This is a genomic window from Parafrankia sp. EUN1f (assembly GCF_000177675.1).
GTDB lineage: Bacteria > Actinomycetota > Actinomycetes > Frankiales > Frankiaceae > Parafrankia.
Map to the genome: position 1 here is coordinate 1 of NZ_ADGX01000209.1, position 13,155 is coordinate 13,155.

Consider the following 13,155-nt stretch of genomic DNA (forward strand, 5'->3'; position numbering starts at 1 on the left):
CCGTCGACGCCGCCGCGTCGAACTCGACTCCGTCGATACTCATCAGCCGCCAGGTCCGCAGGAACGCCCCGATCGTGTCCGGGTCCGCGACCGGGGCCGCGACCTGGGAGAACAGGTGGGCCAGCGGTTCGGGGCCGAGCCGTTGACGGGCCTGGGTCAGCCCGCCCGAGGTCGGTTCCCAGCCCTCCTCGAACCGGCCCCAGTCCGCGAGTGTTCCCGCGAGACGGGCCGCGACCTCCTCGTAGTCCTCGTCGCCGAACAGTGCCAGCGCCATCACGAACAGCACGACGACCCGGGGTGGGATCTTCCCACCCGCCCGTTTCGCGGCCTTCCCGGTGGCCTCGATCGCCTCGTCGATCTCGTCCCGGGACACGAACGCGGTCAGCACACCGAGTGAGATCCAGTCCGTCAACCGGCCGTCGACGACCGGGCGATCATCTGCCACAGACCGTGATCATGCCGGCAACCAGGACGAACACCCAGCACCGACACACCACAACCCTGAAGATCAACTTAGGCTAAGTGGCATTAGGTCTTGCTTCGGAGCAGCGGTGGCGGCGGACGCCCGAAGCTCGGGACTCTGGGACGACTCAAATCCTCAACACTTCGGATGGCTGCGCCCAGGGCCATGCGCGACGTCACAGAGGCGCGCTCCAGCGCAGGTGGGTTCCGCCGCCGGGCGGGGTCGAAATGGAGCAGCTGCCGCCGACGATCTCCGCCCGGGTGCGGAGATTGTCCAGGCCGCTGCGGCGGGTCGAGCTGCCGATGCCGACGCCGTCGTCGATCGCGTCGAGGGTCACGCTGTCGCCCTGGACGGCCAGCCGCAGCTCGGCGGCGCCGGCGCGGGCGTGGCGGGCGGTGTTGGTCAGGGCCTCCCGGGCGGCGGCGATGAGATGGTCGGTGAGGCGGTCGTCCACCAGTGAGTCCAGCGGGCCGGTCAGTGTGATCGTCGGGGTGAAGCCGAGCGCCGGCCGGATGTCGTCGCAGATCTCCTCCAGCGCGCCGCGCAGCCGGGCGACCCGGGTCGGGTGGGCGCTGCGGAGCTCGAAGATCGTGCGCCGGATGTCCTTGATGGTGGCGTCGATGTCCTCGATGTAGCTGGTGATGCGGTCGGAGTTGGACGGGTTCTCGTACTGCGCGAGGTCCTGCATGCCGAGCGCGACGGCGAACAGCCGCTGGATGACATGGTCGTGCAGGTCGCGCGCGATGCGTCCGCGGTCGGCGAGGACGAGCAGGCGTTCCTGGTCGGCCTTGGCGTGGCCGAGCTCGAGGGCGATCGCGATGTGGCCGGCGAAGCTGGTGGCCAGGGTGAGATCGGTGTCGGTGAAGGCCGGCGCGCCATGGTCACGCCCGACGAGCAGGGCTCCGTCGCACTGGTCGAGGCCGGCGACGAGCGGGACGACCATCAGCGGCCCGGTGCCTGCGGTGCGTTCGTCGGGAAGGGCGTCGAGCTGGGCGTTGTCCACCCGCAGTGCCTGGCGCTCGGTGAGGACCCGGCCGGTCAGGGTGTGCTCGAGCGGGATCCGCCGACCCGCCCGGCCTGCGACGCCGCCACCGCCACCGCCACCGCCACCGCCACCGCCACCGTCACCGCCACCGCCACCGTCACCGGCGCCGTTGCCGGCCCCGGAACCGGCCGCTCCGGGTGCACTGGCGGCGGCGACGGCGATGCGGGCGTGGTCGTCCGGGCCGTTCTCGGCGCGGAGCGCGAGCGCGACGAAGGTGGCGTCGGCGACCTCGAGCACACGCTGGGCCAGCGCGTCGAGCGCGTCGTCGGCCCCGGCCATGAACAGCCTGGTGATCTCGGCCGAGGCGGTCATCCACAGATGCCGCTGCTGCGACTCGTGGTAGAGCCGGGCGTTCTCGATGGCCACCCCGGCGTTGGCCGCCAGGGCCAGGGCGAGCTCCTCGTCCTCGGCGGTGAACGGCATGCCGTCGTGCTTGTCGGTCAGGTACAGGTTCCCGAACACGGCGCCGCGCACCATGATCGGGACACCGAGGAACGTCCGCATCGGCGGATGGCCCGGCGGGAAGCCGTAGGCGCTGGGGTCCTCGGCGATGTCGTCGACGCGCCGCGGCCGCTGGTCGTCGATCAGCAGCCCGAGGATGCCCTGCCCGGTGGGCAGGTACCGGATCCGGGCAACCTCGGCGTCGGTCATGCCCGCGTGGACGAACTCCTCCAGGGTGCGGTCGGGAGCGATCACACCGAGGGCACCGTAGCGGGCGCCGAGCAGGTCCGTCGCCGCCTCGACGATGTGCCGGAGCAGCACCGGAAGCCGCAGGTCCGTGGCGATGAGCCGGTTCGCCTGCAGCAGGCCGCGCAGCCGGCTCTGGGTCGCCAGGACGTCCTGGGCCCGCTCGACGAGCTGGGTCAGCAGATCGTCGAGCTCGAGCCGGGCAACCGTCGGAAACATCAGACCGTCGCCGGGCCCGCCGGTCATGGCGACCGCGACGGGCGCGACGGGCGCGACGGGCGCCACTGGTGGCACGGGCGCCACTGGTGGCATTGGCCCGGCCGGCGGTAGCGGCGGCGTGAGCGAAGGGCCCGCGGTGCCCGTGGGGCGCGGGGCGGGGTGCCTGGCCGGAGGCGGGGACGCGGCGGTCCGCGACGCGGCCGCGGGCGCGAGCGGGCCCGGGAGCGGGTGGGTGGTCGGTGCGGAGGCTGGGTGGGTGGCCTCCGGCGGGCGGGTGGCCGGCGGTTCACCGGGCCGCCCGCCGCGCCGCCCGGTGGATGTCGGACGGCGTGGGTCCGTGTTCAAGGGTCTTCGCCTCCGGCCACGGATCGGTGTGGAAGGTGTGCTCCGGACCGGCCGACGTCGGCCGGTCGAGGTGGGTGCCAGCGCCGATTCCCGCTCCGGGCCCGGGGGGCGCGCAGCGGAGCTGGATGAGATCGGTGAACGTCGCGCGGGCGAGGGCGGCGGCCTGCTCCCGGTCGTGGCGGCGGGCCCAGGGCGCGTCGATGACCACCGTCTCGCCGCGTTCGACGGCGGTCCTGGCCCGGCGCAGCAGCTCGTCGCGGACCGCCGTCGCGGTGGCGGCCGTCCGAGCGGTGGTGGTGGCGGTGGCAGTCCCCGCGGTCGCGGTCGCAGTGGTTGTGGTGGCGGTGGTTGTGGCGGCGGTGGTCGGGGTGTCCGTCCAGCCGGCCGGGGCCAGGTGGGCGAGCTCGCGCTCGACCGAGGCGGCCCGCAGCAGCGTCCAGCCCTCGCTCTCGGCGAGTCCGGCGGCCACGGCGGAACGGCCGGTGTCCGCCGCGCCGCCGACGAGGATGAGCCGGATCCGCCCGCGGCGCAGGCTCGCCAGGGCGAGCGAGGCCAGCGCCCGGGCCTCCGCCGCGGCGGCGGTCGCGCCCTGCGCGTACTGCGTGCAGGCGATCCGGCACATGGTGAACGCGCGGTACGCGATGTAGAGGCTTTCCAGCGACAGCGGATGGGTCACCGCGGTGTAGGCGCGGTACTGGTCGAGCAGGAAGCGGCTGAGGTCGGGCCGGCCGAGGCGTTCGAGGTCCATGGCGAGGAAGGCGATGTCGGACAGGACGTCCCCGACCCGCAGGCGCCGGTCGAACTCCAGGCAGTCCAGGATGCGCGGACCGTCGTCGAGGCAGTAGATGTCGTCGGCCAGCAGGTCGCCGTGGCCGTCGCGGATGCGTCCGTCGCGCTGCCGTTCGCGCAGCAGCGGAGCCCGGCCGTCGAGGTAGCGGTTCGCGAGGTGGCGGATGGCGTCGATGGTGGTCGTGTCGAGCACCGGCCCGAGGAACGGTTCGATGCTTTCGAGTACCTCGTCCCACAGCCAGCGCAGGTTCGCGGTGGACCCGGCCTCGGTGATCTCCGGCGAGGTGGCGGCGCGGGCATGGAAGTCGGCGAGCAGCCGGGCGACGGCCCGCAGCGGTCCGGTGACGTCGCTGCCGGCGGCGAGCAGGGCGGAAAGCCGGCGCTCCGCGGGCAGGCGGCGCATCACGACCATGTGGTCGAGGGCGGTGCCGTCGGGGCCGAGAATGTCGGCGACGCCCAGATACACGTCGGGGGCGAGCCGGCGGTTGAGATTCACCTCGGCCTGGCAGGCGGCGAGACGTGCCTCACGCGTACGGAAATCGAGAAACCCGAGATCGGCCGTCTTCTTTATTTTGTAGACCCGGTCACCGAGGAACACGAGGACGGACGTCAGCGTCTCGGACAGAGCCGCGGGCAGGCCTGGCACAGCGCCGAGACCGTGTCCGGCGCCTTCGGGGACCGCGATGCCGGTCGTCGCCATACCCATGGAATGAGACTGCCGGTCGACCCCCGGGGATCGCAGCGTGCGTGAGTCGGGCTGCCGGCGTCCGAAGGTCGCACCCTCGGGGGCAGAAGGTCACCCGGGCGGGCGGTGCCCGCGGGCGGGGTGATGGCACGGGCACCGGCCTGTCGGCGCTGGTCATGGTCCTGCCCTGACCGGTCGGCCCGGCCGGCGACCGTCGAACGCCGGGGACACCGGGCCGTGCGACCGGTCCGCCGCCCGGGCCTTTCGTCCCGAATGCGGCCGGGGCGACGGACGGATGACAGGCCGGCGGACATTCCCGGGCCGAGGTGGTTGCAATGACCGGTGGTGGCGATAGCGTCGCACGATGGCGGCAGCGCAGTACGGCGAGCCCATCGAGCTGGACGTCTCCGGCCGGACGGTGCGGGTCAGCAATCCCGACCGGATCTACTTTCCCGAGGCGGGCGTCACGAAGATCGACCTGGTCCGTTACTACGTCTCCGTCGGCGAAGGGATCGTCCGTGCGCTGAACCAGCGCCCGACGACGATGGAGCGATGGCCGAACGGCGTGATTGAGGGTGCTCGCCTCACCCAGCGCGACGGCACACCGGGCGACGCTTTCTACCAGAAACGCGTGCCCAGAAACGCCCCCGACTTCGTCCGCACCGCGCGCATCACCTTCCCCAGCGGCCGCGCCGCCGACGAGATCTGCGTGACCGAGGCGGCGGTCGTCGCCTGGGCGGTGAACCTGGGCACCATCACCTTTCATCCGTGGCCGGTGCGTAGCTTCGACGTGGACCACCCCGACGAGCTGCGGATCGATCTCGACCCCCAGCCGGGCACCGACTTCGCCGACGCGGTCGTCGTCGCGGGCGAGGCCCACGCGCTGCTCGACGAGCTCGGATGGACCGGCTGGCCGAAGACCAGCGGCGGCCGCGGCCTGCATATCTACGTCCGAATCGAGCCGCGGTGGACATTCACGCAGGTCCGCCAGGGGGCCATCGCGTTCGGCCGGGAGCTGGAACGCCGCCGCCCCGACCTGATCACCACCAGCTGGTGGAAGGAGGAACGCGGCGCCAAGGTGTTCGTCGACTACAACCAGAACGCTCGAGACAGAACGATAGCGTCGGCGTACTCGGCGCGGCCGCGGCCCTGGGCGCCGGTGTCCACCCCGGTGAGCTGGGACGAGCTGCCCGACCTGGAACCACGCGACTTCACCGTCATCACCGTGCCCGACCGCCTCGCCCGCCTCGGCGACCCGTGGGCGGGCATCGACGACACGCGGCACGACCTCACCCCCCTGCTGCAGTGGTGGGAGCGGGACGTCGGTGAGCGCGGCCTGACGGACCTGCCCTACCCGCCGGACCATCCCAAGATGGCCGGCGAGCCGCGCCGCGTGCAGCCCAGCCGCGCGAAGAAGACCACCTGACGACATCCCGTGGCAGGCCGTCGGCCGACCTTCGCGTACGCTGATCCACATACCCGAGGTCCCGTTCCGGTTGCCGTCGGTCAGGGGGGAGTCGGCGCGGTGTGGATTGTTCTGGTTGACCATTCGGCGTCCATGGCGCGGCCGTTCGCCGTTGATTCTTCCCGCCCGCTGTTCGGGCGCCGTAGAGATGGCCGTGCACGGGCCCGAACGCGGGCATTCCCCGCCGCCGGGCGTCGCCGGGTGCGGCTGGCCGAGGAACTCGCCAGATCCACGCAGCCCGCTGGCCGGCCCGATTCCGATAACCGGCCACCGGGGCAGCCGGGAACCACGGAAGCGGAGTCGAATCAGCACGGACGGTCCGGCCGCGGCAAGCTCGATGTCGCGGTCGAGAGCGTGTCGAACACACTGGCCGAGCTGCCGCCGGCCCTGCCCACGGTGCTGGTGGGCTTCACCGAAGCCGCGGATGTCGTGTACGAGGGCCGCGCCGGCGATCGTGCCACCTTCGAACGGACGATGCGCACCGCCACCGCCACCGCCACCGCGCCGGGCGCCGACGCCGAAATCGGCGCGGGCGCAGGCAGCGCTGCTGCCGGGAGCGGCAGTGGTGAGGCGACCGTGGCGTCCGCGTTGGAACGGGCCTGGCGCCACCTCGCCGGGCTCGAGCAGCAGCCGGCCTTCGCCCGCCTGCTGCTGGTCACCGATGACCTCACCGCTCCCGGTGACCTGCTCCAGGCCGCCTACGACTGCGCGCATGCGGGCATCACCGTCGACGTGGTCGTCCTCGACGGATCGCCGCGCGCCGCCGAGCTGGCCGAAGTGATCGTCAAGGTCACCGGCGGAACCTGGGAGGCGGCCCCCGGGGCGGAAGACCTCGGCCGCGCCATCTCCGCGGCCGGCCGCCGTGTCGCCCAGCAGTCGCTGCAGCGCGAAGCGGGCCCGGCCGCCGCGGTGCCAGGGCAGGCGCTGCCCAGCCCCACCGCACGGGCGTCGCGCCCGGATGCGGAGGCGGCGGTGGTCCAGCCGGATCCGGATCCGCGGCCGAAGTCGGATCCGCAGCCTGAACCGCTGCCGGATCCGCAGCCGAAGTCGGGTCGGGGGCCGGCGCTGGAGCCGGAACCGCAGCTGGAGCCGGAACCGCAGCTGGAGCCGGAACCGCAGCTGGAGCCGGAACCGCAGCTGGAGCCGGAACCGCAGCTGGAGCCGGAACCGCAGTCGCGGTCGGAGTCGGGTCCGGCTCCGGCCGCCGGGGAGTTCGTCATCCGGCAGCCCGCCGCTGTCGCGGCCACCGGCTGGTATCCGGTCCTGGTCACGGTGCCGCCGGCGGCCGACGGGATTGCGTCCGGTACCTGGATCGAAATCGTTCCCAGCGCGTCCGGCCTGCGGTTCCGTCCGGCTCGCCGCGTTGTCGAGTGGGAGGGCACCGCGCAGACCGCGTCGTTCGAGGTCGCCGCGACGGAGGGTGGTGACGCGCGGCAACGGCGCCTCGGGCAGGTGGAGGTCAGCGTGGGCGGGCTGCCGATCGCGCAGCTTCCGCTGGATCTCGCGGTCGAGAACAGCCAGGTGGCGGATTCCGTCGCGGCCGGTGAGCCGGCGCTGTCGTCGCGGCTGCCGCAGGTCGTCATCCGGTCGGGCGCGATGTTCCGTGAAGTGTACGGATCGTACGCGTCGAGTGATGCCGAGATCGTGCGCCGCTTCCGCGAGAACTATCAGAGCCTGGGTATCACGCTCTTCCTCGACGGGTTCGACACACCCGGCCCCCGGGAATGGAAGCCCGAGCTCGAAGCCGCCATCGAACGTGCTGATCTGTTCGGGCTCTTCTGGTCGGAGGCCAGCGCGGTGTCCGGCTATGTGGAGACCGAATGGCGCCGCGCGCTGGAGGTCGCGGGCTCCCGAGGTTCCCTCGACGCCTTCGTCTGCCCGATGAGCTGGACCCCGTCGGTCCCCGCCCCGCCGCCGCCCCTGGCCGAGCTTCGGCTGCGCCGGATGGATCCCTGGTCGTCCGCGCTCGTGGCGCGCCAGGGCCTGCGGCGCGAGTCCGGCGAGGCGGTGAGCGGCGCGGGCGAGGTCGGGGAGTTCGGCGTGGCGGCAGGGGTCGAGCTCGCGGAGTTCGGAGCGGCCGTGGGTTCCGAGCCGGAGGAGTTCGGGGTGGCGACCGGTTCCGAGCTGGGTGATCTCGGTGTGGCCGCGGGTTCCGAGCCGGCGCAGCCAGGCCGGCCCGTCGGGGCCTCGGAGCATACTGCCTCGGAGCAGGCCGAGGTGCCCACCGCGGCCGAACCCGCCGGTTCTGGTCCCGCTGCTGGTTCTGGTCCCGCCGCAGGTTTCGGTCCCACGGCCGGATCTGGGCCCGCCGCCGGTCCACCGCCGGTGGGGCCTCGGCGTGTCGACGTCACCTTCCCGGTCTTCACGCTGGTGCCGACGCTGGCGAACGGCAACGTGGAACGGATCGGGGAGTCACTTCGCACGATCGTCCCGTTCCTGGAGGACCTCACCGGCCTGCGGTACTACCCGCCGCCGACCTACGTCACGGATGACACGACGGCCACCCGCCTGCGCCGCACCTGTGAACCGGACGCGCGTTTCCTGGCGGAGGAACAGACCGGCGAGGTCGCGCCCGGGGTCCTCGACGCCGGTGAGGAGGAGCTGGTCGAACGGGTCCGCGAGCTCCTGCTGACGTTCGGGGCCCATGTCGTCGACGTGGGCCCCGACACCGATCTCGTGCACGTGCGGCGGGAGGCGATGGGCGGGTTCGTCCGCAACGTCCGTCGCGCGCTGGCGGGGCGCCCGACCCGGCTCGACGACGACGCCGCCGTGCCGCCGGGCTTCCCGGAGCCGCCGATGATCTGGCGGCAGCGCTGCGCCGAGGACTTCCCCAGCTTCGCCGGCCTCTACTGCGAGCTGGTCATCCGGTACGTCGACCGGCACGTCCGCGCCCGGTCCCGTAACCGCATCGACCCGCAGGTGCGGGCGCGGCTGGTGGCGGAGCTGGGGCCGCGGGCCGCGGCGGCGATCGAGCGGTCGGTGGGCGGTGTGGTCGCCGACCCGCCGGTCGACCTCGAGTTCCGGGCCGTGCTCGTCGCGGCGCTGGGCGAGCTGCGCGCCCTGGTCGGCGCCCGGGAACAGGTCGTCTCCGACTATCTGAGCTCAGGCGCGAACACCTTCGGCGTGTTCCGGTTCTCCGGCGGCGCGGGGCGGTTCGGCCGGTCAGGCATGCTGGTGCCGACGTCCGCGCCGGCGGTGCTCATCGGCGCCGGGGCGCTGACCAAGGTCGCGGCGGCACTGCGGGGCGACGCGGTGCTCGACGAACCGATCTGGGAACGGGCCGCCGAGTTCTGCGAGCTCGCCCTGCTGCACGACCACGCCCACGCGGCGATCGCGACCGGCCTCGACGAACACGGTGCCCGTGCCGCGGCGGTCGGGACGTCGGCCTGGTCCGCCGGCACCGGCCTGAACGAGGCGCTCGCGACCTGGGCGCAGCTGCACTTCTACCGGGACGATCCGCGGATGGCCCGCGAATGCGTCCACTACATCAGGTCCGGCCCGGCGCGCTCCTGGCCCTACCGCGGCGCGGACGTCCTGGAGGAGCGCTACCAGACGGAGGGAATCGAGGCCGTGCGCGGCCTGGTCCGCCGGCTGCGCTCCTCGCCGGAGGAGGCGCAGGCAGAGTTCGACCTGCTTGCGGCACGTCGACCGACCTGAGGCACGGACGTGAGATGCGGCCCGGCTCGGGTTACCGGGGGCCGGTGCGCAGCCGGGGCGATACTCCCCAGGAGCCGCCGAACGACTCGCCGGGTTCCAGCACCCGCAGCCCGTCCCCGCTGTTGAACGCGTTCGCCGGGCAGGTCATCGGCTCGACGGCGATGCTGCGCCGCGCCTGCCCGGGGCCGAACGAGTCGCCGGTGAACAGCTGCAGGTAGGGCCAGGTCTCGTCCTGCCAGACGGTGAGCGTGCCGCCGGACGTGGCGAGTGTGACGACGGCCCGGCTCTGGGCGTCGCGGGTCAGGTCGGTGAAGCAGGTGTCGAGCGCGAGATCCCCGAGCGGGCGGGGGTGGCGCAGGTCGAACGCGCCGCCGGCGACCTTCTCGGTGCCGACGGGAAGGAGGCGTCCGTCGACGAGCAGGCGGGTCTCGGCGGGCACGGTGACCGTCAGGTCGTCGACCATCACCGGGGCTCCGTCCGCCCCGGGGAGGACGAAGTACGGGTGCGCGCCCAGGCCGACCGGCGCCGCCTGCGCACCGAGGTTCGTCGCGGTGACGGTGACGGTCAGTCCGTCGTCGGCCAGTCGGTAGAGCGCCGAGAACGCGACGGTGAACGGGTAGCCGGACTGGGCCCGCAGGATGACGTCGGCGCGGGCGGCGTTCACGTCGAGGCGTTCGAGGCCCCACCCGAGCCAGCGGGTCAGGCCGTGACTTGCGTTGTTCAGCGCGACCTCGTTCACGGGCAGCTGGTGCTCGGTCCCGCGGAAGGTGTAGCGGCCGCCGTCGACGCGGTTCGGCCAGGGCAGCAGCAGCTGGCCGCGCCCGCGGCTGGCCATGGCGTCGGCCCCGTACCCGTCGAGGACCGCGAACCCGCCGACGCGGTAGTCGCGCAGGCCCCCGCCCACCTCGGTGATCACCACCCGGCTGTCGCCGTGTTCCAGCTCAAGCTGCCGCCCGGATGGTGCGGTCGTCTCCATCGCGTGCCCTCCCGTTTCTCGGTGCTGTCAGACCGTCGCCATCGTCAAACCGTCGTCATCATCGCCGCCGGGACCGTCATGGCGGTAGCCGGGTGGCACTTACCCGGAATTCCGGCGTCCCCGGGATGGCCGCGGCGGTGATGCGTCGGCGCGGTGGTGATGCGGTGATGCGAGGTGATGCGGTGACGCGGCGCCGTCCGCGATGGCGCTGCGGTGGTGGGGAATCGTGCGCTCGGTGGCAGGTGGGGCGTATCACTGGCCGGTTCCGGATGAGCCTCTGGCGGGCTCGCGTCGCCGCCGGTGACCCGAGCGGGAATTACGGCGGCGACTCGGGATCTCCCCCACGACCGGCCTCACGAAGAGCACCTTGGGGGAGTTCGACGGCGTTTCTGTCGTTGATCCGATCTGGTCACCGGCGAGGGGTGGGAAAAGGGAGCACGCGGACCATTACCGCTGCCCCCACCAAAGGCGGAAAGGGGGTCATTTTTCCGTTCTAGGGTGTTCGAATGACCGACAGGCCCGAGAAACTTGCCGGGGTCGTGGGGATTCTCGCGCGTTCCTGCTCCCGTCATCGCTGGCTTGTCCTGGCGGCATGGCTGGTCGCGTTCGTGCCCGCCGTGCAGCACATCCGCGAGGGCGGCGCCCGGTATGCCCAGGAGGTCGCGCCCGTGGGCTCCGAGTCCGCGCGGGCGATGGACGGTGTCGCGCGGGCGTCGCCGGGTGGACAGCTGCCCGACGTCGAGACGATCGTGATCCGTGCGCGCCGAGGCACCGTCGACGCCGGGCGGGCCCGGGAGCGGATTACCGCGCTGGTGGCGGAGATAGGGCGGCTTCGCGGCGTGACCCTGGTCGCGGACCCGGCCGGACCGCTCGGCGCGGCGACGGCCGGTGTGGACCCGATCAGCGCGGACCGGCGCACGGCACTGGTGTCCGTCCTGATGGCCGACGACGCGCTCACCCCGGACCTCGACGCGGTCCGCGCGGTGATCGCCGCCGCTCGGGCCTATGACGGCCCGGAGATCCAGGTCGAGATGTCGGGCCCCGGCGCGACGATGATCGGTTCCGTCGACCTCTCGCCGGCGCCTCTCGCCGTCGCCGCCTTCGCGATGATCGTTCTGCTGGGGGTGACACTGCGGTCACGCCTGGGCGTCGTGGTCTGCCTGCTGCCAGCGGGGGTGTGCGCGGTGCAGGCCGTCGCGGTGACCGGCCGGCTGTCGCACACGGCGCAGCTGACCCCGTTCGCACCGGTGACGGCGGCCGTGCTCGCCTTCGGCACCTGCCTGGGCGGCACCGTGGTCGCCGTGCACCGGGCCCAGTCGGCCCTGCTGCGCGGCCAGAACAGGGAGCAGGCCGCGGCGTCGGCGACGGCGGCCGCGGGGGCCGCGGTGGTCATCGGCGGCCTGGGGGTGAGCATCGCGCTGCTGGTCGTGGCGGGCCTGCTCCCGAACGAGTTCGGGGGCCTGGCCGTCGCCGCGGCCGCGGCCGTGATGATCGCCGTACTGGCGCTGCTCACGCTGCTGCCGGCCCTGCTCGCCACCGGCGGGGTCCGGCTGCTCGGCTGGGCCGAGCGGCACTACCTGGCCATGGCCGGCGCGGGCCTGGCCCGGCGGCCCGGCCTGCGATCCTGGTGGGCCGCCCAGGTCGGGCGCTACCCGGCGCTGGTCGCGGTGGCCGTCGGTGTGGTCCTGATGGCCCTGGCCAACCAGACCGACGGGCTGCGCATCGGCGGCGGCGACGCGGGCACCGACCCGACGTCGATGACCACCCGCCGGGCCTACGACCTCGTCAGTGACGGCTTCTTCCCCGGCCTGAACGGCCCCGTCCTGGTGACGGTCGACCGGGGCACGCCCGTCGGCCCCGCCGACCGGACGGTGCAGCCGACCCAGGTCGCGGCCGCGATCCGGGCCACGCCGGGAGTCCGGTCGGCCGAGATCTCCCTCGACGACCCGACCCTCGGACCGGCCGTCATCCGGGTCCTGCCCGTCGCCGGCCCGCGCACCACCGAGGCCAGCGAACTGGTCCGGCGCCTGCGTGACGACGTGCTCCCCGGAACCCTCGGCGGCAGCATCACCGAGGCCGCCGTCGGCGGGCCCACCGCGATGTTCGACGACTCGGCCGACGAGTTCCGTTCGACGCTGCCGCTGTTCCTGGCCGTGGTGCTGGTCGCCGTCGGTCTCACGGTGTTCGTCGCCTCCGGGCTGCCCGCACTCGCGGTTCTGCTGGGCGTGGCCGCGGTGCTCGCCGTGGTGGCCGCCGGCGGCATGCTCCGCCCCGTGTTCCAGGACGTCGACGCCGCCCGGCACCTCCACGTCATGACCAGCCCGGTCGAGCCGTTCGTCCTCATACCGGTGATGGTCTGCGTGTTCGGCCTTGCCCCGGTGATGAACCTGATCCTCTTCGCCCGCCTGCGCGAGGGCGGCGGCGGTGGCGGCGCGGCGGACCCGTCGAAAGCCGGCCGGGCGGACGGGCTGCGGGGTGCGGCACGGCTGCTCACCCGCCGCCGTGACGGCGCACGACCCGACCCGATCCGCGACGGGCGCGACGCGATCCGCCGCGGCCACGCCGAACTCGGGCACGTGGTGCTCACGATGAACTTCGTGATGATGTTCATCTTCCTCGCCGTCGCCGCCCAGCCGCCCCGAACTCTCAAGATGCTCGGCGGGGGCCTGGCGATCGGGATGGCGGTGGACGCCCTTCTGGTGCGCGCCGCGATCCTGCCCGCCGCGGTGCACCTGGGGCAGCGCTGGCAGACCGACCGGGCGGCCCGCGCCCGGCAGGCCGCCGCCACCGGCAAGGAGTCCAAGGACCCTAAGGATTCCAAGGG

General features: G+C 73.2%; 7 protein-coding genes. 3 read left to right on the top strand and 4 right to left on the bottom strand.

The window, feature by feature from the left end:
• From FREUN1FDRAFT_RS34915 to FREUN1FDRAFT_RS34925, 3 genes are all read right to left on the bottom strand, one after another.
• Positions 1-445: IS4 family transposase (locus FREUN1FDRAFT_RS34915; RefSeq protein ID WP_006545099.1), on the bottom strand; the 445-nt coding region annotated here is incomplete at its 3' end.
• Positions 446-638: 193 nt separating this feature from the next.
• A complete protein-coding gene (locus tag FREUN1FDRAFT_RS34920) occupies positions 639-2,414 on the bottom strand; it encodes a GAF domain-containing protein (RefSeq protein ID WP_035956997.1) in 1,776 nt (591 codons plus the stop codon).
• Between the two features lie 286 nt (positions 2,415-2,700).
• Entirely contained in the window at positions 2,701-4,254 is a 1,554-nt protein-coding gene (locus FREUN1FDRAFT_RS34925) for a hypothetical protein (protein WP_006545101.1), read from the bottom strand.
• A 343-nt stretch (positions 4,255-4,597) separates the two neighbouring features.
• Here FREUN1FDRAFT_RS34925 and ligD point away from each other — a divergent pair, with 343 nt between their 5' ends.
• Positions 4,598-5,659, top strand: a complete 1,062-nt coding sequence (gene ligD, locus FREUN1FDRAFT_RS34930) for a non-homologous end-joining DNA ligase (RefSeq protein WP_006545102.1) — start codon at positions 4,598-4,600, stop codon at positions 5,657-5,659.
• Between the two features lie 393 nt (positions 5,660-6,052).
• Positions 6,053-9,355, top strand: a complete 3,303-nt coding sequence (locus FREUN1FDRAFT_RS40460; protein WP_157475745.1) for a TIR domain-containing protein — start codon at positions 6,053-6,055, stop codon at positions 9,353-9,355.
• Between the two features lie 31 nt (positions 9,356-9,386).
• Here the strand turns inward: FREUN1FDRAFT_RS40460 and FREUN1FDRAFT_RS34940 are convergent, their stop codons facing one another.
• Entirely contained in the window at positions 9,387-10,331 is a 945-nt protein-coding gene (locus tag FREUN1FDRAFT_RS34940) for an aldose 1-epimerase family protein (RefSeq protein WP_006545104.1), read from the bottom strand.
• Positions 10,332-10,837: 506 nt separating this feature from the next.
• Here FREUN1FDRAFT_RS34940 and FREUN1FDRAFT_RS34945 point away from each other — a divergent pair.
• Positions 10,838-13,155: MMPL family transporter (locus tag FREUN1FDRAFT_RS34945; RefSeq protein ID WP_006545105.1), on the top strand; the 2,318-nt coding region annotated here is incomplete at its 3' end.